A 21,561-nucleotide genomic window follows, 5' to 3' on the forward strand; every position below is an offset into this window, starting at 1 on the left:
TAAAACGTCTGTTGCTTTATGTCTCAAAAATATAAAGCAACGATAATAATTAGATGTTTCTTAATTAATTGCTAGCACACTAACATCGTTTGCAACATAGTATCCTCTGAACTACATGCCCAAGATAAAGTTTCTCATTTACAAACCATTGAGCTTTTATTATTGATCGTTTTATATTTCTTGATGTAATTTATTTATTAAATATCGACTAAAAATGAACGAATAATAAAAAAGATAATCTTTGCAAAATATTTAAATCAATCTTATCGTCTTTACCTATCACTGTAATAATCAATTTTTTTGCACGATAAAGATTGATAATGTTAGACTTTTCAATTATAACTTAAGCAAGTTCTGCTTTTCACAGCCAGAACATAAATAAGGATTAAAAGATGAAAACTAAACATGCACGTTTACTAATACTTGGTTCTGGTCCTGCTGGTTACACTGCAGCTGTTTATGCCGCTCGAGCTAATCTTTCACCAGTATTAATAACGGGAATACAACAAGGTGGTCAACTGACAACTACAACTGAAATTGAAAATTGGCCTGCTGGTGCGCCGGAATTAACTGGGCCTGATTTAATGGTCAAAATGAGAGAGCATGCAGAAAGATTCAATACTGAAATTATTTTAGATCATATCGATCGAGTCGATTTTAGTAGCAAACCTTATAAACTCTATGGCAGCGAAACAGAGTACAGTTGCGATGCATTAATTATTGCTACTGGTGCCTCCGCTCAATATCTTGGCTTACCTTCAGAAGAGGCCTTTAAAAGTAAAGGTGTATCGGCGTGTGCAACTTGTGATGGTTTTTTTTATCGCAATCAAAAAGTTGCCGTAGTTGGAGGCGGTAATACTGCTGTAGAAGAGACGCTTTATTTAGCCAATATTGCCAGTGAAGTACATTTAATACACCGCCGCGATAGCTTTAGAGCAGAAAAAATCTTAATGACTCGTTTGGCTGAAAAAATACAAGAAGGTAAAGTGATTTTGCATACTCATCAAACTGTTGATGAAATATTAGGAGATAATATGGGCGTTACAGGAGTCAGGCTTCGTAGCACTCAACATCCTAATTTAACTGATGATCTTTCTGTTATGGGCGTATTTATTGCTATTGGTCATAAACCCAATACCACTATTTTCGAAGGTCAACTTGAGCTAGAGGGTGGTTACATTAAAGTTCAATCTGGTACGCATGGGAATGCAACCCAAACCAGTATCGAAGGGATTTTTGCCGCAGGAGATGTTATGGATCATATTTATCGCCAAGCGATCACTTCAGCTGGAACTGGATGTATGGCTGCATTAGATGCCGAACATTATTTGGATAATTTAAAATAAACTAAATATATCATCATGTCATTAGATAAAAAACGTCAAACTTATCTACTTGGCTGGTTGAAACAGCATGCAAAAATGCATAAAGCAGATTTGCATGCTTCTGCTTTAACTGGTTTTGCATTGACTTTATTAGTCATTTTGCAAGCTGCTCTCATAGCAATCATTTTACAAAAACTGATTATTGAGCGACAACATTTTGCCAAAATCCTACCTTACTTTGGTTCGCTTATAGTTATTTTATTAGGTCGAGCATTATTAATTTATGTACGCGAAAAGATTAACTTCGCACTAGGAAAAAAAGTACGAAAGCATATTCGCAATAAAGTAATTAATCGACTTGAAGCTTATGGTCCTGCCTATTTAAATCAGAATACTACTGGCGCTTGGAGTACGCTGCTCATTGAGCAAATAGAAAATCTGCACGATTTTTTTGCTCGTTATCTGCCACAAATGCGTTTAGTCGGTATTGTACCAATTTCAATTTGTATCGCTATTTTTCCATTTAACTGGGCAGCAGCCGCTATTTTATTATGTACAGCCCCACTGATTCCTATCTTTATGATTTTAGTAGGTATGGGTGCTGCAGATATCAACCGACGCCATTTTAAAGCATTGGCATATTTGAGTGGTCATTTTTTGGATCGTTTAAAAGGACTTAATACTATTCGTCTATTTAATCAAGGAGAGAAGCAAATTAAGGAAATTGCCCAAGCATCAGAAGACTTTCGCATTAAAACCATGCAAGTGTTAAAAATGGCTTTTTTATCATCTGCTGTGTTGGAATTTTTTACATCAATTTCGATCGCGATTGTAGCAGTCTATTTTGGCTTTTCGTATTTAGGTGAATTTAATTTCGGTTCATATAATGGTACTGTCACCTTATTTTCGGGTTTTTTTGCGTTAATTTTAGCTCCTGAATATTTTCAACCATTGCGTGACTTAGGAACATACTATCATGCTAAAGCCGAAGCCATTGCTGCTGCAGACAATATCGAAGCCTTTTTGAGTAAAGATATCTTATTAAATCAAACTCACCATAATTCCGCTCTAATTCAAATCAATCAACCATTACATACTATTGAAGCAAGTGATTTGATTGTGCTATCTAGCGAAAAACAACACATCGTTGGACCTTTATCATTTACCTTACAGGCACCATTTAAAGTGGCCTTGGTAGGTAAAAGCGGTGAAGGTAAGACTTCATTAATGCAAGTTTTGCTAGGCTTTTTACCTTATCAGGGTTCGTTGAAGATTAATGGTATTGAATTTAATCAATTAGATATCACCAATTGGCAACAGCAAATCAGTTGGATCGGACAGAATCCCTATCTTATTAATGGTTCACTGCGCGAAAATATTTTATTAAGCAAACCGAACGCCTCTGATGATGAGATAGAGGCTATAATTGCTAAAGCCCAATTGACTGGTGTTATTAATAAATTACCTCAAAAACTTGATACCCAAGTAGGCGAAGACGCAGTGCGTTTGTCGGTCGGTCAAGCGCAACGTGTTGCAATAGCTCGTGCAATGTTAAAGCCCTGCCAATTGTTAATTCTCGATGAACCTACAGCAAGCTTAGATAAACAAACTATGCAAAATATTGATCACCAACATATCGCATTAAATACGATTACTATTACCCACCAAACTGATGATATCCACGCGTATGACGAAGTTTGGTTGTTAGCAGACGGTAAGTTAGATTGTGATAGCAAGGAGTATTTGTGTTAGCCATATTACGTCCTTATATAGCACTATATAAACACTATTTTTGGCAGATATTGTGTGGTTTGTCTTTAGCGTTTTTGACCCTTTTTACTAGCGTATTTTTACTGTCTTTATCCGGTTGGTTTTTAGCCTCAACGGCTTTTGTTGGGATTGCAGGCCTGTATACTTTTAACTATATGTTACCCGCAGCGGGAGTGCGAGCGGCGGCAATTACACGCACGGCAGCACGCTATATGGAACGCTTAGTAGATCATAATACAACGTTTAAAATTTTAGCCCATTTAAGAACATTAGCTTTTTGTAAGATTTTGCCACTGAGTGCTAATCAGTTAACTCAATATCAAAGAGCCGATTTACTTAACCGTTTTATTGTTGATATCGATGCACTGGATCATCTTTATCTTAAGCTATTCTCCCCTATTGTAACCGCTTTGATTACTATAGGCGTTATATTTATTATATTAAGTAATATTAATTTACCCATAGCAATGGTTATCACGATTATTCTTACTGCCACTTTATTAGTAGTGCCAGTTATTTTTTATTTAGCAGGAAAAGAATTGGGTAAAAACTTAGCGAAGCAGCAAAGTGAATATCGCTTATTACTCATCAATTATTTACAAGGACAAGCTGAACTTATTCTTTTCAATGCCCAATCGCGCTATCGGAAACAACTCGATGAACTTGAAACAAATTGGCTACATGATCAACAGCGGCAATCCAATTTAATGGCACTTTCCAGTGCATTAGTTTTATTGATTACTGGTTTTTTAACTTTGATGGTAATTTGGTTAATTACTCAATACACGCTTTCTCCTTTAGTAGCTTTATTTGTATTTGTTTGTCTTGCCAGTTCCGAAATTTTAGCACCAATTCCTGGCGCATTTATCTTTTTAGGGCAAGTGTTGGCCTCCGCTTCACGCACAACCGCAATTTTTAATCAAAAACCTGATATTAAATTTGTAAATGAAAACGAAAGTAAAAAAGTCGATTTAAGTTCAGCAACATTACATTTTGAAAACATTAATTTTAGTTATCCCAATCAACCTTTTTCTGTATTAAAAGATTTTTCGTTAATGTTGAATCAAGGTGAGCATATTGGAATAATTGGCAAAACAGGATGCGGTAAATCAACATTATTAAATCTCATTAATCGCACTTGGGAACCCACATCAGGCAATATCTATTTTAATGGCACACCTCTTAATCAATTGGATGAAAAAACCTTAAGACAGGCGATTGCGATGGTACCACAAGTTATTGCAATTTTTAGTGATACCTTAAGGAAAAATTTGTTAATAGGAAATGAACAAGCTACTGAGCAGCAACTTACAGAAGTATTAGAGCAAGTTGGACTTGAAAGATTGCTAAATACAGAGCAAGGTTTAGATTTACAGATTGGTCAAGGTGGTCGCGCTTTATCAGGTGGAGAAATTCGTCGTATCGGTATTGCCAGAGCTTTACTGCATAATTCACCACTTATTTTGATGGATGAACCAACAGAAAGCCTTGATCTACAGACCGAACAACAAATTATTCAGTTGATTAAACACACTTGTAAAAAGAAAACACTCCTTATGGTTACCCATCGCTTAACGGATAATCCATTATTTGATAGAGTGATTTCTCTTAATAATTGAATTAGCGATATAATTTTACTGAAACATATGGTGAACCTAAAACTTCTTGACCAAATATACAAGCTCAATGTTATCTTCACCGTAATTTTTTTAGAAATATGGTATACTGTTGCTTTAATTTTTTATGATAGAGAGATTATTTTGCAACAGTCGTTACAAGATTTTATTATCGATAAAATTGATGATCTGAAAGGTAAAGATATTGTTACCTTAGATGTACGAGGTAAATCAAGTATTACCGATTATATGATTATCTGTACGGGCACTTCAAACCGTCATGTCTCGTCCATTGCCGGACATTTACTCGATGAAGCAAAAAAACATGGTCACCTTGTTTTAGGTAGCGAGGGGAAAAGTGATGCTGATTGGGTAGTGGTTGATATGGATTCGGTAATTGTACATATTATGCAAGAAGAAAGCCGTCAACTTTACGAACTTGAGAAACTTTGGAGCTAGTAGTGTGAAAATACAGCTCATTGCTGTTGGCAACAAAATGCCAAGTTGGGTTACGACCGCTTTTGACGATTATCGTTCGCGCTTCCCTAAAGATATGCCGCTTGAACTTATCGAAATTCCTGCCGGAAAACGAACCAAAAATGCTGATATTGCCCGAATCTTAGACAAAGAGGGCGAACAAATGTTAGCAAGTTGTGGTAAAAGCAACTGCATTATCACGTTAGATATTCCAGGTAAACCTTACACCACACATGATTTAGCTCAACAATTACAACGTTGGAAAAATGATGGTCGTGATGTAAGTTTGCTCATTGGGGGACCGGAAGGCTTATCCCCTGCTTGTAAAGCGGCGGCACAGCAGAGCTGGTCGCTGTCGCCTCTTACACTACCTCATCCTTTAGTACGTGTCATTGTAGCTGAAAGCCTTTACCGAGCATGGAGCTTAACCACTAACCATCCTTATCATCGCGAATAAACAAATTAGGGAAATACCTAAATGAGCTCAATTATTTTAGATATGCAAATTGCTACAGACGAAAACCAAAATTTGCCAACTGAAGAACAAATTATGCAATGGTTAAATGTTATTTTACCGCAATTTATGGATAATGCTGAAATCACTATCCGAATTGTGGATGAACAAGAGAGCCAACAGTTAAATCATACTTACCGCCATAAAGATAAACCCACAAATGTACTCTCATTTCCATTTGAATCTCCGATTGAAATTGATGTGCCACTGTTAGGAGATTTAATCATTTGCAAACAAGTGGTGGAAGCTGAAGCAAAAGAACAACATAAATCGTTAACTTCACATTGGGCACATATGATTGTTCATGGTTGTTTGCATCTACTAGGATATGATCATATTCTTGACGAAGAAGCTGAAGAAATGGAAAATATCGAAATTGATATCATGCAACAGTTAGGATTCAATAATCCGTATCAACTGATTGACGAATAATCTTGTTTAGTTAATATCACCATTGTTCATAACTAAACCGGAAGTAAAATTACTTAAATACAATAGAATAGTAAAGGAAAAATCAAATGAGCGATGATAATCACCGGAGATCCAAAAAAGGATTTGCCTTATGGTTAAGTCAGTTATTTCATTCAGAACCTAAAGATAAGGAAGAACTGATTGAAGTTATACGCGAAGCTGAAGAAAACGAACTTATTGATCCAGACACACTTGACATGATTGAAGGTGTCATGGATATAGCAGAACAACGTATTCGCGATATTATGATTCCCCGCTCACAAATTGTTACTATCAAAGACAATTACTCATTAGATCAATGTTTAGATATTATTTCTGAACATGGTCACTCCCGTTATCCTGTGATCAGTGAAGATAGAGACCACATTGAAGGTGTGTTACTAGCTAAAGATTTACTTATATTTATCCGTCAGGGTATTGACGATTTCGATTTAAAAAAAATATTAAGACCAACAGTTATTGTGCCTGAAAGTAAACGTGTTGATCATATGTTAAAAGAGTTTCGTATGCAACGTTACCATATGGCAATAGCGATTGATGAATTTGGAGGCGTATCGGGTCTTGTCACTATCGAAGATATTTTAGAACTCATTGTTGGTGATATCGAGGATGAATATGATGAAGTAGAAGATCGTGATGTTCGTCGCTTATCACCTTCGGTTTACACCGTACGAGCACTGACACCAGTTGAAGATTTTAACGAAATTTTTGCTACTAATTTTAGTGATGACGAAATGGATACCATTGGTGGGTTGGTAATGCAGCATTTTGGTCGCTTACCCCTAAGAGGTGAAAGTATTATCATTGACGGTTATCAATTTAAGGTCACCATTGCTGATAAAAGACGCATAATCCAACTGCATGTAACCATTCCTGAAGGTGCAACAGTGCCTAATTTAGAGTTACCATAACATGCTTAAATATCTACTATTGAGCTTTATTTACGGTTGTATTGCCGTTTTTAGTTATGCACCTTTTCATATATGGCCTTTAGCATTTGTCTCTTTTATTGGTTTATTATGGCTTATTGCGAATAAAACTAAAAAACAAGCAATGTTAATAGGATTGACTTGGGGTATAGGTTATTTTTTCTCAGGAGTCCATTGGGTTTATATCAGTATCAAACAATATGGAGAACTACCTACCCCTATTGCAATAGTGATTTTAGGATTCCTAATCCTATATTTATCACTCTACCCGATGTTATTTGCTTTTTTACTTAGAATAGCAGATCGTATAGCACCTCAATTTTCATTCAAGCAATTAGGGTTAGCTGCACCTATTTTATGGCAATTTACCGAATTTCTACGTGGTTATATTTTAACGGGATTTGCCTGGTTACAATTAGGTTATAGCCAACTTGATAGCCCATTGCGAGCATATTTTCCTATAATCGGAATAGATGGTGTTAATTTACTGACTTGTTTTTTATCTGGATTAGCCATTTACAGCATATTTGGAATCAAACATAATCAACCAAAAAAGCACGTACTTGGTGCAATAATTGCACTGTTAACGATCTTTATTGCACCAATTTCATTCAAAAATAAAACTTGGACTCACGTTGATCATCACCGCCTAGCCAATTTTTCATTAATTCAAGGTAATATTCCTCAATCTTTAAAATGGAGCAGTGAACAATTAAATAACACCTTAGAAACTTACTATCAGCTTACCCAACAAAATTTTGGCAAAGACAAAATGATAATATGGTCAGAAGCGAGCATTACAGATTTTGAAATTAATCAACAACCCTTCTTATACTATTTAGATAACCATGCCAGAGCAAATGGCTCAGAAATTGCTGTGGGTATTATTGATTATCGTTTTAATGAACCTGACAATCGAAATAAAGGTAGTATCTATAATTCTTTAATTGTATTGGGCAAAAAAGAACCTTATCAATACCCAACTACTGATCGTTATCAGAAACATCATCTAGTACCATTTGGTGAATTTACGCCATTTGCATCCTTACTCGAACCAATTACCGAACTGCTCAATATTCCCATGTCTTCAATGAAAGCTGGCAATGAAAAACAGCCTCAATTAACCATAAAAGGGTTTAAATTCACCACTGCTATATGCTATGAAGTAATTTTATCGGATCTTATATGGCAAAACTTTAAACCTGATACTGATTTTTTGCTGACTGTTTCAAATGATGCTTGGTTTGGTGATAGCATTGGTCCAAAACAACATTTGCAAATGGCACAAGCCAGAGCATTAGAGTTTGGACGCCCATTAATTCGCAGTACTAATAATGGCATCACAGCAATAATTAATCAGCAAGGCAAAATCATCAAACAGATTCCAGCATTTAAAACTGGTGTTTTAAATGACAGCCTATCACCGACCATTGGCCTGACTCCTTATGCAAGATGGGGAAATAAACCCTATTTATTATTAATAATATTGATGTGTATTCCAATATTTATAAAAAAAGACTAATTTACAATAGTGGCATAAATATTGCTTAGATATATTCAGTTTCAGGTAAAATCATGTACAGAAATAATTGCTTATAAAGCATGATTATAGCTATGCATTTGGCGCCAATGATATATAAATAAACAGTAAAAAGTACTTTTATGCTAAAAAATAAGTTATAATATACGCCCTTTGTAAAAATATTAAATAAATTTAATATGATACAAATTAAACAGTAGGAGATGAGTATGAACAAAAAGACAAAATTAACCAAATTAGTTTTATCATTCGCAATGTTAGGCCTAATGACAGGTTCGGCAGTAGCTGAAGAACTTACTGGCACATTAGCTAAAATTAAAGAAAGTGGTGTTATTGTTGTTGGTCATCGTGAATCTTCTATTCCATTTTCCTACTATGGTGATAAGCAAGAAGTGATTGGCTATTCACAAGATTATTCTAATCTAATCGTAGAAGCCGTGAAGAAAGAGTTAAACTTACCTAATCTTAAAGTAAAATATTTACCTGTTACTTCTAAGACGCGTATTCAACTTCTTAAAAACTATACTTACGATTTTGAATGTGGTTCAACTACTAACAATCTTGAACGCCAAAAAACAATTGGTTTTTCAAACAGTATCTTTATTGTAGGTACTCGCTTTTTAGTTAAAGCGGATAGCAATATCAATAGTATCGAAGATTTAAAAGGCAAAAATGTAGTAACAACTGCCGGTACTACTTCTGAAATCCGTTTAAATCAAATCAACAATAAAGAAAATTTAGGTATCCGGATCATTACCCCAAAAGATCATGGTGATGCATTTAATGCTCTTGAAACTGGTCGTGCAGCTGCATTTTTAATGGATGATGCTTTATTGGCTGGTGAACGTTCACGTGCAATTAATCCTGCTGAGTGGAAAATTGTTGGTGAACCTTTATCATATGAATCTTATGGTTGTATGTTAAGAAAGGGTGATACTCAATTTAAACAACTAATGGATAACACCATTGCTGAAGCCCAAAAATCAGGAAAAGCATTAGAATCTTATAACAAATGGTTCACCCAACCAGTGCCACCAAAAGGTGCAAATATGGCACTTGAAATTTCACCGAAAATGGTTGAGCTTTTTGCAAACCCTAACGATAAAGCATTAGATTAATACTTTTCTTATCTTTCTAATCCATGTACTAAATGTCATTACATTTAGTACATAATCTAAATTAGTGAATTAAATATATTATGAGTTTTAATTGGACACTATTTTTTGAACCCACCCCTTATGGTGATGGGATTTACTTAAATTGGCTGTTAGATGGCATTTTTGTGACCATTTCATTAGCTATTACAGCATGGATCATTGCCTTTGTGCTGGGTTCATTGGTCGGTATTTGTAGAACACTTGACAACAAGTTTCTAAATAACTTTGCTGCGGCCTATATTCAGCTATTTCGAAATATCCCCTTACTTGTACAAATGTTTTTATGGTATATGCTATTTCCTGAAATTCTGACTGGAAGTTTAAAAACGTGGTTTGTCTCTGGTTTATCACCGAATGTGAGTTCATTTATCATAGCCGCAACTGCTCTAGGATTGTTCACTTCAGCACGTATTGCCGAGCAAGTAAGAACCGGTATTCAAACTTTACCTAAAGGTCAAAAATATGCAGCAATCGCCCTTGGCTTAACCAATCGTCAAGCATATACATACATTTTATTACCTAATGCTTATCGTCGCATTATTCCACCATTAACATCTGAGATGACTAACATTATTAAAAACTCATCTGTTGCTTCAACAATTGGATTAATCGATTTAATCGGACAGATTGATCGTATTAATGAATCAACAAATAGTATTGTTGAAATCTTATGTGGTGTAACCATTGCCTTTATGCTAATAAATTATGCTGTACTCACCATTATGCGTATTGTTGAAAAACATACTCGTTTACCTAATATGAATCATGGAGGATAGTATGCAGCTTTTTGATTGGATAGCAAATATACCTTCATTGGTATTTGATAATTATCATTTACTACTTAGCGGTTTATGGTTAACAACAAAAATTACCCTCAGTGCAGTTATTTTTGGTATTATTTGGGGTACTATGCTTGCGTTGATGCGTTTATCAAATAATAAATTGCTTAATATTTTTGCTAAATGCTACGTAAATTTATTTCGTTCCATTCCACTATTATTAGTGCTGTTATGGTTCTATTTGGCATTGCCACAAGTCATTAAATATGTATTTAATTTGCCTCCTTATGCGGATGTACGTATTGTTTCGGCAATGATTGCTTTTGCACTTTTTGAAGCGGCTTATTATTCAGAAATTATTCGTGCTGGGATCAATGCAGTGACTAAAGGTCAGTATCATGCTGCTTATGCTTTAGGTATGACTAAAGGTCAAGCCATGCGCTTGATTATCTTACCGCAAGCATTTCGCTCTATGGTGCCACTATTACTAACTCAAGGTATTATCTTATTCCAAGATACCTCGTTAGTGTATGTGATGAGTTTAATTGACCTTTTCGGCGCAAGTGTAACTCAAATAGGCAATGTTCAAGGCGGTACTGTTAAATATTCAATGATTATTTTTGCAGCGGCAAGTTATTTTGTGATTTGTTTTACTGCTTCACAGTTAGTTAATTATTTTAAGAAAGGGATAAATCGATGATCTCCTTAGAAAATGTATCAAAATGGTATGGACAATTTCAAGTTTTAAAAAACTGTACAACAAAAGTAGGTAAAGGTGAGGTTGTCGTTGTTTGTGGACCTTCTGGTTCCGGTAAATCGACACTAATTAAAACCGTTAACGGTTTAGAACCTGTACAAAAAGGTAAAATTATTATTGAAGGTACCGAAATAACCGATCCGTCAACTAATTTAGCTAAATTACGTTCAAAAGTGGGTATGGTGTTCCAACATTTCGAACTCTTTCCTCATTTGACTATTTTAAAAAATTTAACGCTTGCCCAAATTAAAGTATTAGGACGAGCAGATGAAGAGGCTCGAGAAAAAGCACTAAACTTATTAGAACGTGTGGGTTTACTAGCACATGCTGATAAATATCCAGCACAACTTTCTGGTGGTCAACAGCAACGTGTTGCGATTGCTCGTGCACTTTGTATGGATCCAATTGTTATGCTATTTGACGAACCTACCTCAGCGCTGGATCCAGAAATGGTAAATGAAGTACTTGATGTAATGGTTGAACTTGCTTATGAAGGAATGACGATGATGGTCGTTACTCACGAAATGGGCTTTGCTCGAAAAGTTGCACACCGTGTTATCTTTATGGATGCGGGTGAAATTATTGAAGATACCTCGAAAGAACAGTTCTTCACTAATCCACAATCCGATCGTGCTAAAGACTTTTTAGCTAAAATTATTCATTAATTTTAATTACAGGGCTGTATGCCCTGTTTTTTCTTCTTGTTCTTTCATTTTATTGTTAATATTCAATAAAAAAATCGGCTAACAACTATTTTCAGTACAAATCATCAATTATTCAATAATAAATTAACTAAACCACTATGTCTTTGTGTTTGAGATTTTATTGCTTGTTGAATAATGTCTTCTGTTGCATAAATAGAAACTGTTTTTTTAGCACGAGTAATGGCAGTATAAAGTAATGAACGGTTAAGTAATGGTGAGTGATCCATTGGCAAAATAATATTAACATGATCAAATTCCGATCCTTGTGATTTATGGATCGTCATTGCATATGCGGTTTCATGCTCTGGTAATCTAAAAGGAGAAAATCCTTTAATTGAGCCATCAGAAAAGGGAAAATAGACCCGCAATTTTGAACGGTCATGTTCTGCCCTTAATGTAATTCCAATATCACCATTATAAAGTCCTAACGAAATACTATTGCGTAAAATCATAATCGGACGACCTACGTACCAGGTTTCATTATTCTTTAGATGAATGAATTTTTTTTGGGACAATAAAGACTCAATTTGCTTATTTAAACCTCTGACACCAAACTTGCCTTCTCGTATTGCGCATAGTAGCCGATATTGAGAAAATTTATGTAAAATCGTCGCAATATCATCAACGCTATTTTCATTTATCATATTTAAATAATGTTGATATTGATTCACACTATCCTGTAAAAGAGCTTGATAAGCTTGCTGAGATGAAAGTTCCTGGTACTTAATATCACTCAATAAACTATCATTTAGCAATTCTCGAACAACGCTGGATTCACCATCTTTCACAGCATTAGCAAGCAAACCAATACCCGATGATTCATCAAATCGATAACTTTTTTGTAATAAACAAATACTGTCAGTAATGTTTACTGTTTGCTCTGAACTCGGTATATTAAAACCCGTCAATAAACTCAACTCTTTAGCTCGTATGATGCTGTATCCATTAGTAATAAATGCACAAAGATCACCAAATACAGCGCCGGCTTCAACGGATGAAAGTTGATCTTTATCGCCAAGTAAAATTAAGCGAGCTGAGGGTGGCAACGCATCTATCACTCTCGCCATCATATTTAAGTCCACCATTGATGCTTCGTCTATCACTAATACATCCAAATTAAGTGGGTTATTTTTATCATACGTAAATGAGCGATTATCTTCTTTGGCACCCAGCAAGCGGTGCAAGGTTAGCGATTCGGTATTAATATTTAAAGATGATAAGGAAAGTTGTTCAATTGCTTGGCTTAACGATTCGGTTAATCTTGAAGCTGCTTTACCTGTGGGTGCAGATGTAACTAATCGAGCTTTAGGATCAGTTTGCTTAATTGCAGCAAGAATTTTGGCTACCGTTGTAGTTTTCCCCGTACCTGGTCCGCCAGAAATAATGGCTACTTTACGGGTCAATGCAACTGCTACAGCAACTTTTTGCCAATCGATATGCTCTTTATTATCGCTAAAAAGTTGATTAAGAATCACATTTAAACCAACTAGATAATTGGGATCTTCGACAAGTGTTGTATGATTAAAATATTGCGCCACATTGGCTTCATCAAACCACATACGCTGAAAATAAAGTTTATTTTGGGTATAAATAAGTGGTGATAAGTCCGTACCATCGCTTACAACGTGTTTACTTTTAGCTAGTTCAAGTACAGCTTTCCAAACATGTTCACTGGGTGATCCTAACTCTTGCCATAATTGTGGTTCAATGGATTGTTGATTTAAATATGTCAGATCAAGGCAGACATGACCAGCCCTCACTTCTTTACTAAGTGATAGCACTAAAAAACCAAAACGTTTAGCTGTCATATCATCATTTAGCTCAGCTTTATTGGTTAAAAACAAAGCTAAATGAATATCGAGTAAACTGATTTGGTTATTTTGTTCAAATTGGGCTAACCATTCTATTAACATGTGATCTTTTCTGTTACTAACTTAGTATCCCATTATATCGTTAACTTTATCTTTTAGATAAGTAAGTTTAAATATTAAAGTGCTTTTTTTGATTTCATTTAGATTTAAACCAAAATTTTAGGTGATTAACCCTATAATTTGTAGAAATTACTTAATTTCATTAAGAGTTACTGTTTTATAGATAATGATTAGGATCCGGTCATATACAATTAACCTAAAGGCATTGATTTCCAATTTCACTTCTTTTTTAAATTTTCACACTGTTCTTTTTGAACAGTTTTATATTTTTATTATTCCCATACATTTATGGATAGAAATAGGGATATAGCATATTTCTATCTATAAGGACTGCGCTAGAAGATTATTAACTATTTCTGTTTAAATTCCCATAAAATTTGATCCAGATTTCTACAAATAATTAATTTCGTTTTATATATTGAACATTAATATAAAAAAATGTATATTTTGTTAAAAATAAAAAACAAAGTATAAGGAGAAGCCATGAGTAACTTCAGTTATTTAAAAAAAGCAATCAAACGAAAGAGTTTATCATTGCAAACTGTAGCCGATGCTTGTCAAATGACTAAAGGTTATTTAAGCCAACTCATTAACGATAAAATCAAAAATCCGAGTGCGCAAAAATTACAATCACTTCACCAATATTTGCAAATTGAACAACCAACCAGAGATAAAAAAGTGGGTGTGATTTTTGGTAAATTTTATCCATTACATACTGGACATATTCACCTGATTCAACTCGCAATTAGCCAAGTCGATGAGTTATATGTCATTCTTTGTTCTGATGTAAAGCGTGATATGGCCCTATTTCAAGAAAGTGCCATGTCTCGGCAACCAACAATTAATGATCGAATCCGTTGGCTTTTACAAACCTTTAAATATCAAAAAAACATTCACATTGAATTATTGGAAGAAGATGGCATCCCTCCCTATCCAAATGGTTGGTTACAATGGAGTGAGCGCGTCAAAAAGCTGTTTAAAGCAAAAGGAATTAATCCTGATTGCGTTTATTCAAGTGAACCTCAAGACGTTTCCATGTATAAAAAGTTATTTAATTTAAATACGGTTCTTATTGATCCTAAGAGAGAATTTATACAAGTTAGTGGTACTCAAATTCGTAAAGCACCTCTCAAAAATTGGCAGTACATTCCAACAGAAGTTAGACCATTTTTTGTTAGGACTGTGGCAATTTTAGGTGGAGAATCAAGTGGTAAATCAACATTAGTCAATAAATTAGCCAATGTATTTAATACTACCAGTGCTTGGGAATATGGTCGAGATTACGTTTTTTCCCAGTTAGGTGGGGATGAACGCGCATTACAATATGCAGATTATGATAAAATTGCGCTAGGACATGCACAATATATCGATTTTGCAATCAAACATGCCAATAAAGTTTCATTTATTGATACTGATTTTGTTACAACTCAAGCTTTTTGTAAAAAATATGAAGGTAAAGAACACCCATTCTTACAGGCAATGATTAACAATTACCGTTTTGATCTGGTTATTCTACTTGGCAACAATACGCCATGGGTTGCAGACGGCTTACGTCATTTAGGCAGCCCTAAACAACGTAAAGATTTTCAACAGTTACTTATCTCTATTTTAGAAAAAAATAACATAAAATTTATACAAATAGATTCACCTAATTATGAAGAACGTTATCTATGCTGTATTGATTTAGTTAATCAGCTTATCAACAATGAAGAGTATTAATTATGAATAAATTAAAACAATTTATAATACTTATTGGACGAAATAAATTTTATCCGCTTTTTTGCATATTTTGTGTAACGCTAGCCTTTTTATACACCGATCCATTTAGTCAATTTAATCTTCGTTACACTATTTCCTATATTGGAGCTTTTTGTGGATTGATCTGCGTAATATTATTGGCTAAACGCAAAAATATCGGGAATGTGATGGGTATGTTAGCCAATATTGCCGAATGCTTTGCCAACTTTCTTAACGGTAATATTGGTGCTGGTTTACCAAGTATTTGCTATTTTGGTTCACACATTTATGGCTTACTTAATTGGCAAAAAAATCAAGATAATAATAAAAATGTGAAATCCCGAATCTTAAACGAAAGTAATTTTTTATGGACCTTCATTGTACTCATTGTCGCAGTATTTTTAAATGTTTATATCACCGAATCCCTTGAAGTCAATAATAGTAGTTATCAGCTTATTACTAACTGTTTTATCTTTGGACTAGGGATTGTTGCTCAGTTATTATTGATGATGCGCTATTCGTTTAATTGGTATTTCTGGGTGATATTAAATATATTGGTTATTGGTCTCAACCTTTATACGAATAACATTGTTATTGCTGCACAATATTTAATTTATCTATTTAATGCAATTTATGGCATTTGTGAGTGGAGAAGTTCTGAACAAAAACAATAAAACTGTTTGTAACAAAACTTTAGGTAATGCATAAATTTCAATAAAACAGTCATCCATGTAAGTAGCATGGATGATTTCATATCTATTTGCTGATATTTAAAAAAACTAATAATTTTAATGAATTATCCATTTTAAATAAAAATTTTTAATCAATTATTTATTACTTTTATAATAATTACGATAAAGGTTAAGCATGAATGGATATAACACGATAATACTTAAAGAAAAATTAGCAATATCTAATTGACAAAAAGTCGTTCGCATTATTAAAGGAGCGAAAAATGGCCTACAATAAAGGATCAAGCAGGAAAATATGAATATTCAATCTTGAGTATTAATGACTAAACAAAGTTATCCGTTTATAAAGAGCTTTATTATTCAATATCACCTTTAACGAGCGGAACAAATTTAACCTCCTCTACATTTTTCACAATAAAATTTTCACCACTACGTTTTATTAATTGAAGCACCTGATTGTCTTCATCACCAACAGGAATGATTAAGCGCCCATTATTCGCTAACTGCTCTAAAAGACTTTGTGGTACTTGTGTTGCAGCAGCAGTGACAATAATACCATCAAAAGGACCACGTTCAGACCAACCTAACCAACCATTTCCATGTCGAGTAGAAATATTATGAATGTCCAACTGCTTTAAACGACGTTTAGTATTCCACTGTAAACTTTTAATTCTTTCAACCGAACAAACGTGGTTGACTAATTTGGCCAAAATTGCCGTTTGATAGCCAGATCCAGTACCAATTTCAAGCACTTTAGAATTAGGTTCTAAATGTAATAACTCAGTCATCTTTGCAACTATATAAGGTTGTGAAATGGTTTGTCCACTACCTATTGGTAGAGAACAATTATCATAAGCCTGATGGGATAATGCCTCGTCTATAAAGTGTTCTCGAGGTATAGAGGCAAAAGCGGTTAAAACACGTTCATCTTTGATTCCCTGCTGACGCAATAATTTAATTAAAGACTGCATTTTTAAACTTTGCATATTTATTTACTTATTTCCTATTATCAATTCGCGTATAACACTTGTGGCGTAACATCCTGACGGTAAATAAAAACTCATACTAAGGCTATTATCATCCAGCCATTGCCAGCTAAGTTCTAAAGGATATACAACTATTGAGCGCCTTGCCGTTTCAAGACGCTCTTTTTTAAATAAATCATGAAAACTTGACCACTTTTGTAAACAAATTTGCTCAAATTCAAGTGCTTGAGACATTGTTCCTAGTGGCGAATCGCCCAACATTGGTGCAGTAATAGTGATTTCACGATTTTCCAAACGATGTTGTAATAAATCTAGTTCATCTGTTTTTGCAACAAACCAACTACCGCGCCCTGCAAGTTGTAATATATCCCCATCAAGCACAGTTTTATGCAATTTTTTTTCAATTCGCTGACTGACCATTTCATTAAAAATCACACTTCGTGCTGCTGAAAGGTAAAAACTGCGTTTTTTACGGTCTTTAACGGAAATTTCGCCATTCGCCCATTTGATGGCTTGAGTAATATTATTTTGTTCGCGACCAAAACGCTGTTCGCCAAAATAATTTGGCACACCATTTTGTTTGATTAACGGTAATTTGGTTTCAAGCTCAGATTTATCACTTAGCATTTTTAACGTGATATCAAAATAGTTACCTTTTAAAGAACCTATTTTTAATTTTTTATTATGCCGTGTAATCTTTAAAATCTCACATCCGTCTAAATTAAAAGCCGAAAAATCAGGCGTTACTTGACCTGGCATGTGTAAACTAAACCACTGACGAGTTACCGCTTGACGATCTTTTAATCCTGCATAACTGACTAATTTAGCAGGAATACCAACATATTTAGCTAACTGTTCAGCAACAAATAAAGTATTACAATCACGCTTTTGAAGATAAACCAAGACGTGTTCACCATCACCAGTTAACTCAAATCCAAGATCTTCAGTGACAATAAAATCATCATAATTTTGTTTATATTGTCCTGTTATTGTAGGTTTTCCATAAAAATAATTCAGTTCTGTTAACACGAATGTTACCTATCTTTTAATTTAATTGACTTCAGCTATTTTCGTTAATAATACGACTGCTTCACAGGCTATACCTTCTTTACGTCCGGTAAAACCTAATTGTTCTGTAGTGGTTGCTTTGACACTAATTTGATCAAAATGAACATTAAGATCTTCAGCAATGTTAATTCGCATCTGATCGACATGACCACGCATTTTAGGTTCCTGGGCAATGATCGTCGTATCTAAATTGACAAGTTCAAAACCTTTGTTTTGGATAATGTGATAAACTTTTCTTAATAATATTCGGCTATCAATTCCCTTGTACTGAGGATCGTTATCAGGAAAAAGTTTACCAATATCACCCATTGCTAATGCACCAATTAACGCATCCGTTATTGCATGCAGTACCACATCACCATCAGAGTGAGCAACCAGACCATATTGATAAGGAATTTTCACACCTCCAAGCGTAATGGGACCTTCTCCGCCAAATTTATGAACATCAAATCCATGACCTATTCGCATAGTTCTACCTATTTGTGATTTATGTAGTTAAATAAAAAGTGGCCAACGCCAAGTCCTCAGGTCGAGTAATTTTAATGTTATCGCGACGACATTCAACTAATAATGGATGCCCGCCACAATATTCAATAGCAGAAGCTTCATCAGTAATAGTCATATGATTATCTAAAGCCCGCTGCAAACATGATTTTAGCTCATCTGCTTTAAATAATTGTGGAGTTGCTGCCGCCCATAAATAATTCCTATCTTCTGAACATTCAATAATATTGTCATTATTTTGATAAGAACGTTTTATGGTATCACTGACTCGAGTAGCTAAAATACCGCCTTTTTGTGTATTAAGTACTATATCCATTAATTGTGTTATATCATCATGACAAACACAAGGTCTTGCTGCATCATGAACGAGCGCCCATTGATTATCATTTATTAAATGCAAACCTGCCAATACTGACTCAGCACGAGTTTTACCGCCTATAGTAACTTTTATTTTATCATGCATTGCAACTGCAAGTGTTTTAAATATTACATCTTCGCGGTTAATAACGACAATAACCTGTCTTATTTTAGGATGTGATAACAGTTTATTCAAAGTATGCTCAATGACTGTCATTGAGTCAATTTTCAAATATTGTTTTGGTATTTGGTTGTTCATACGACAACCAATGCCAGCTGCTGGAACAATTGCGACAATATTACTGGTATTATTCACGTTACGCCTTATCGAGATTGCGGGTTGGGATCAATAATAATCCGATAGAAATATTCATTTGGCTTTACCATACCTAAATGGCTACGCGCACGCTCTTCTATCGCTTCAGAACTGCGTTGCAAATTATTAATTTCGGCAAACATTTGTTCATTACGATCTTTTAATTGTGCGTTTTGGTCATGAAGATCAGCCAACACTTGTAGATTATCTTGGTAATCATAAACGTTGTTTTTGCCATACCATAGCGAGTATTGCAAATAACCAAGTACAATAAGTAGTATTAAAGGCAATTTCCATCTAATCATGAAATTAATCTATTCGCTTATTTAGATACATTTAACGGGTTTTGGTAAGCCTGCAAGTTTAGTAGCTTGTTTAGCAGGACCCTCTGGGAATAACTTATATAAATAACGACTATTACCCTTTTCAATACCAAATTTTTTTTCCATCGCTCTTACTAATGCTCTAATCGCTGGCGATGTTTTATACTCTAAATAAAAATCACGGACAAATAAAATCACTTCCCAATGTGCATCTGTTAATTCGATAGACTCCTTTTCTGCCAACAAAGGAACCAAATCAGCAGTCCAATCCTGCCAATTTTTTAAATAACCATTATCATCAGTTTGTATTTGCTCTAACATTTTTGTAAACACGCATTTTTATTTGCGCCATATTATACCTGTTAAAATAAATTCCAACACTATTTTGATAGTAAAAGCACCATATTTACACTAATTACCACTAAATTTGATGAAATTTAAAGCAAACGATTAAAAAAATCAAAATACCTATTTACAAATGAGTAAGTCTACTTTAATATGCACAGCCATTGCGGAAGTGTGGCTGAGCGGTTGAAAGCACCGGTCTTGAAAACCGGCGAGGGGCGACCCTCCCAGAGTTCGAATCTCTGCGCTTCCGCCATCTTTCCTAAATAGGAAGCGATTAGTTACAATTCAAAAATTAAAATATCATCTTGTTATAAAATAATATCACTTAGTATTAATTTCAAATATACAGCATTATTTATTCTAATCATAACTTAATTATTTCCTTCAAAAACAATATGTAATTTCAACTAATCACAATAAACGACATTAACAACAAGTTACCTAATAATAATCCCTAATAATGGCTCAATTTACGTTTGTAAAAATGTCCATATCTTATTTTTTCACTGGCTATAAATCGTGAATGGTGATTTTATCAAACTCCATTAAGGCTAATGGATTTATAATCTTATTGAGAAAGTTTAATTTCAAACTTATTTGTTACTGCATTCTGATGTAAAACACAATCAGCGAACTCTTCAATATTTGATCTCAACTCATAAATCTTGCTTTGAGAAGTCCAATAATAACTAAGTTCGAACAATTCAGAATATAGTCTATCTACCACCTGTTTAAAATTTTGTTCATTAATTACATTTCTGACATACCTGATTTCATACCTGCAATTTTTATTTAACACAAACTTTCGAAGTGTGTAAGCTAGATTCCTATCATGTTCTATTTTACCGTAAACCAATATGAATATTTTTTGCATGTCATTTAATCCAATTGATATGGGTATAGTATCTTCAGGCGTATTGTCGAAAGGAGACAAATTTCCAATTTTGTTGCTAAGTGATACGCAATAAATATCAATGCTATTTATATCGCTAAATTTACCTGTTCTCGCAATTATTTGCTTAACACGTTTACTGCCATTACTATGTATATTGGATATTTCATCGTCTGACATGAATATACAAAAGGCGAGAATAGACCTCTCTAATATCATTATTAAATATGAATTTTGACCCTGATCATAACAGCCATTATTATTCAATTCTCACCGTGCTTTGATTTCCATACCAGACATAAATGAGTTTATTCACTTTAACAGTACCAAAAACAACAGGAATTTCAGTGCCCTCTTTGGATGTCCCC

Annotated in this window: 22 protein-coding genes and 1 tRNA gene; 15 read left to right on the top strand and 8 right to left on the bottom strand. The window is 34.3% G+C overall.

Annotated elements, in window-relative coordinates:
- Nucleotides 1-392: 392 nt before the first annotated feature.
- The 12 genes from trxB to J3U13_RS05430 all read left to right on the top strand — a co-directional run bounded on the left by trxB (nucleotide 393) and on the right by J3U13_RS05430 (nucleotide 12,000).
- Nucleotides 393-1,346: a thioredoxin-disulfide reductase gene (trxB, locus tag J3U13_RS05375; RefSeq protein WP_267340648.1), complete on the top strand. Its 954-nt coding sequence runs from the start codon at nucleotides 393-395 to the stop codon at nucleotides 1,344-1,346.
- Between the two features lie 15 nt (nucleotides 1,347-1,361).
- Nucleotides 1,362-3,077 carry a heme ABC transporter permease/ATP-binding protein CydD gene (gene cydD / locus J3U13_RS05380; RefSeq protein ID WP_267340650.1) on the top strand — a complete coding sequence of 572 codons (1,716 nt, stop codon included), beginning with the start codon at nucleotides 1,362-1,364 and terminating at the stop codon, nucleotides 3,075-3,077.
- Nucleotides 3,071-4,714: a heme ABC transporter ATP-binding protein/permease CydC gene (cydC, locus tag J3U13_RS05385; protein ID WP_267340652.1), complete on the top strand. Its 1,644-nt coding sequence runs from the start codon at nucleotides 3,071-3,073 to the stop codon at nucleotides 4,712-4,714. The genes cydD and cydC overlap by 7 nt, the downstream gene beginning before the upstream one ends.
- Nucleotides 4,715-4,852: 138 nt before the next feature.
- On the top strand, nucleotides 4,853-5,170 hold the full coding sequence (rsfS, locus tag J3U13_RS05390; RefSeq protein WP_267340673.1) for a ribosome silencing factor: 318 nt from the start codon (nucleotides 4,853-4,855) through the stop codon (nucleotides 5,168-5,170).
- Nucleotides 5,171-5,174: 4 nt separating this feature from the next.
- Nucleotides 5,175-5,645 (top strand): 23S rRNA (pseudouridine(1915)-N(3))-methyltransferase RlmH, encoded by a 471-nt coding sequence (gene rlmH / locus J3U13_RS05395; RefSeq protein ID WP_267340653.1) that lies wholly within the window; start codon nucleotides 5,175-5,177, stop codon nucleotides 5,643-5,645.
- A gap of 21 nt (nucleotides 5,646-5,666) precedes the next feature.
- Entirely contained in the window at nucleotides 5,667-6,134 is a 468-nt protein-coding gene (gene ybeY / locus J3U13_RS05400) for an rRNA maturation RNase YbeY (RefSeq protein WP_267340654.1), read from the top strand.
- 86 nt (nucleotides 6,135-6,220) lie between these two features.
- Nucleotides 6,221-7,084 carry a CNNM family magnesium/cobalt transport protein CorC gene (gene corC, locus J3U13_RS05405; protein ID WP_267340655.1) on the top strand — a complete coding sequence of 288 codons (864 nt, stop codon included), beginning with the start codon at nucleotides 6,221-6,223 and terminating at the stop codon, nucleotides 7,082-7,084.
- Nucleotide 7,085: 1 nt separating this feature from the next.
- The gene (gene lnt / locus J3U13_RS05410) at nucleotides 7,086-8,624 is read left to right on the top strand and encodes an apolipoprotein N-acyltransferase (RefSeq protein ID WP_267340656.1); all 1,539 of its coding nucleotides are present in this window, start codon (nucleotides 7,086-7,088) and stop codon (nucleotides 8,622-8,624) included.
- A 227-nt stretch (nucleotides 8,625-8,851) separates the two neighbouring features.
- Nucleotides 8,852-9,760 carry a glutamate/aspartate ABC transporter substrate-binding protein gene (locus J3U13_RS05415; RefSeq protein WP_267340657.1) on the top strand — a complete coding sequence of 303 codons (909 nt, stop codon included), beginning with the start codon at nucleotides 8,852-8,854 and terminating at the stop codon, nucleotides 9,758-9,760.
- Nucleotides 9,761-9,840: 80 nt separating this feature from the next.
- The gene (locus tag J3U13_RS05420) at nucleotides 9,841-10,575 is read left to right on the top strand and encodes an amino acid ABC transporter permease (protein WP_267340658.1); all 735 of its coding nucleotides are present in this window, start codon (nucleotides 9,841-9,843) and stop codon (nucleotides 10,573-10,575) included.
- A gap of 1 nt (nucleotide 10,576) precedes the next feature.
- On the top strand, nucleotides 10,577-11,278 hold the full coding sequence (locus tag J3U13_RS05425) for an ABC transporter permease subunit (protein WP_267340659.1): 702 nt from the start codon (nucleotides 10,577-10,579) through the stop codon (nucleotides 11,276-11,278).
- On the top strand, nucleotides 11,275-12,000 hold the full coding sequence (locus J3U13_RS05430; RefSeq protein ID WP_267340660.1) for an amino acid ABC transporter ATP-binding protein: 726 nt from the start codon (nucleotides 11,275-11,277) through the stop codon (nucleotides 11,998-12,000). The genes J3U13_RS05425 and J3U13_RS05430 overlap by 4 nt, the downstream gene beginning before the upstream one ends.
- 104 nt (nucleotides 12,001-12,104) lie before the next feature.
- Here the strand turns inward: J3U13_RS05430 and recD are convergent, their stop codons facing one another.
- A complete protein-coding gene (recD, locus tag J3U13_RS05435) occupies nucleotides 12,105-13,952 on the bottom strand; it encodes an exodeoxyribonuclease V subunit alpha (RefSeq protein WP_267340661.1) in 1,848 nt (615 codons plus the stop codon).
- Between the two features lie 501 nt (nucleotides 13,953-14,453).
- On the opposite strand from recD, the gene nadR reads away from it, so the two are divergent.
- The gene (nadR, locus tag J3U13_RS05440; protein WP_267340662.1) at nucleotides 14,454-15,689 is read left to right on the top strand and encodes a multifunctional transcriptional regulator/nicotinamide-nucleotide adenylyltransferase/ribosylnicotinamide kinase NadR; all 1,236 of its coding nucleotides are present in this window, start codon (nucleotides 14,454-14,456) and stop codon (nucleotides 15,687-15,689) included.
- Between the two features lie 2 nt (nucleotides 15,690-15,691).
- Nucleotides 15,692-16,381: a nicotinamide riboside transporter PnuC gene (pnuC, locus tag J3U13_RS05445; protein WP_267340663.1), complete on the top strand. Its 690-nt coding sequence runs from the start codon at nucleotides 15,692-15,694 to the stop codon at nucleotides 16,379-16,381.
- Nucleotides 16,382-16,755: 374 nt separating this feature from the next.
- Here pnuC and J3U13_RS05450 read toward each other — a convergent pair whose 3' ends face one another.
- The 6 genes from J3U13_RS05450 to J3U13_RS05475 are packed head-to-tail and all read right to left on the bottom strand — an operon-like array spanning nucleotide 16,756 to nucleotide 20,274.
- Entirely contained in the window at nucleotides 16,756-17,385 is a 630-nt protein-coding gene (locus tag J3U13_RS05450; RefSeq protein ID WP_267340664.1) for a protein-L-isoaspartate(D-aspartate) O-methyltransferase, read from the bottom strand.
- Nucleotides 17,386-17,391: 6 nt separating this feature from the next.
- Nucleotides 17,392-18,414, bottom strand: a complete 1,023-nt coding sequence (gene truD, locus J3U13_RS05455; RefSeq protein WP_267340665.1) for a tRNA pseudouridine(13) synthase TruD — start codon at nucleotides 18,412-18,414, stop codon at nucleotides 17,392-17,394.
- Nucleotides 18,415-18,435: 21 nt separating this feature from the next.
- Nucleotides 18,436-18,921, bottom strand: coding sequence for a 2-C-methyl-D-erythritol 2,4-cyclodiphosphate synthase (gene ispF / locus J3U13_RS05460; RefSeq protein WP_267340667.1), 486 nt, complete (start codon nucleotides 18,919-18,921; stop codon nucleotides 18,436-18,438).
- 19 nt (nucleotides 18,922-18,940) lie between these two features.
- The gene (ispD, locus tag J3U13_RS05465) at nucleotides 18,941-19,642 is read right to left on the bottom strand and encodes a 2-C-methyl-D-erythritol 4-phosphate cytidylyltransferase (protein ID WP_416380280.1); all 702 of its coding nucleotides are present in this window, start codon (nucleotides 19,640-19,642) and stop codon (nucleotides 18,941-18,943) included.
- Complete coding sequence (gene ftsB, locus J3U13_RS05470) at nucleotides 19,639-19,935, bottom strand: cell division protein FtsB (protein WP_267340670.1); 297 nt, start codon at nucleotides 19,933-19,935, stop codon at nucleotides 19,639-19,641. The genes ispD and ftsB overlap by 4 nt, the downstream gene beginning before the upstream one ends.
- A gap of 21 nt (nucleotides 19,936-19,956) precedes the next feature.
- Nucleotides 19,957-20,274 (bottom strand): TusE/DsrC/DsvC family sulfur relay protein, encoded by a 318-nt coding sequence (locus J3U13_RS05475; protein WP_267340671.1) that lies wholly within the window; start codon nucleotides 20,272-20,274, stop codon nucleotides 19,957-19,959.
- Nucleotides 20,275-20,466: 192 nt separating this feature from the next.
- Here J3U13_RS05475 and J3U13_RS05480 point away from each other — a divergent pair.
- Nucleotides 20,467-20,554: transfer RNA gene (locus J3U13_RS05480), tRNA-Ser, on the top strand.
- Between the two features lie 315 nt (nucleotides 20,555-20,869).
- On the opposite strand, the gene J3U13_RS05485 is transcribed toward J3U13_RS05480, so the two are convergent.
- Nucleotides 20,870-21,373, bottom strand: coding sequence for a hypothetical protein (locus J3U13_RS05485; protein ID WP_267340672.1), 504 nt, complete (start codon nucleotides 21,371-21,373; stop codon nucleotides 20,870-20,872).
- Nucleotides 21,374-21,561 lie beyond the last annotated feature (188 nt).

Source organism: Gilliamella sp. B2887 (genome assembly GCF_026537015.1).
GTDB lineage: Bacteria > Pseudomonadota > Gammaproteobacteria > Enterobacterales > Orbaceae > Gilliamella.

Coding starts and splice junctions, on each gene's coding strand:
- ispF (WP_267340667.1), bottom strand. CDS start 18,921: ATGCGAATAGGTCATGGATTTGATGTTCATAAATTTGGCGGAGAAGGT.
- J3U13_RS05425 (WP_267340659.1), top strand. CDS start 10,577: ATGCAGCTTTTTGATTGGATAGCAAATATACCTTCATTGGTATTTGAT.
- cydD (WP_267340650.1), top strand. CDS start 1,362: ATGTCATTAGATAAAAAACGTCAAACTTATCTACTTGGCTGGTTGAAA.
- J3U13_RS05415 (WP_267340657.1), top strand. CDS start 8,852: ATGAACAAAAAGACAAAATTAACCAAATTAGTTTTATCATTCGCAATG.
- ybeY (WP_267340654.1), top strand. CDS start 5,667: ATGAGCTCAATTATTTTAGATATGCAAATTGCTACAGACGAAAACCAA.
- trxB (WP_267340648.1), top strand. CDS start 393: ATGAAAACTAAACATGCACGTTTACTAATACTTGGTTCTGGTCCTGCT.
- nadR (WP_267340662.1), top strand. CDS start 14,454: ATGAGTAACTTCAGTTATTTAAAAAAAGCAATCAAACGAAAGAGTTTA.
- J3U13_RS05430 (WP_267340660.1), top strand. CDS start 11,275: ATGATCTCCTTAGAAAATGTATCAAAATGGTATGGACAATTTCAAGTT.
- pnuC (WP_267340663.1), top strand. CDS start 15,692: ATGAATAAATTAAAACAATTTATAATACTTATTGGACGAAATAAATTT.
- J3U13_RS05450 (WP_267340664.1), bottom strand. CDS start 17,385: ATGCAAAGTTTAAAAATGCAGTCTTTAATTAAATTATTGCGTCAGCAG.
- lnt (WP_267340656.1), top strand. CDS start 7,086: ATGCTTAAATATCTACTATTGAGCTTTATTTACGGTTGTATTGCCGTT.
- J3U13_RS05485 (WP_267340672.1), bottom strand. CDS start 21,373: ATGTCAGACGATGAAATATCCAATATACATAGTAATGGCAGTAAACGT.
- ftsB (WP_267340670.1), bottom strand. CDS start 19,935: ATGATTAGATGGAAATTGCCTTTAATACTACTTATTGTACTTGGTTAT.
- corC (WP_267340655.1), top strand. CDS start 6,221: ATGAGCGATGATAATCACCGGAGATCCAAAAAAGGATTTGCCTTATGG.
- J3U13_RS05475 (WP_267340671.1), bottom strand. CDS start 20,274: ATGTTAGAGCAAATACAAACTGATGATAATGGTTATTTAAAAAATTGG.
- J3U13_RS05420 (WP_267340658.1), top strand. CDS start 9,841: ATGAGTTTTAATTGGACACTATTTTTTGAACCCACCCCTTATGGTGAT.
- recD (WP_267340661.1), bottom strand. CDS start 13,952: ATGTTAATAGAATGGTTAGCCCAATTTGAACAAAATAACCAAATCAGT.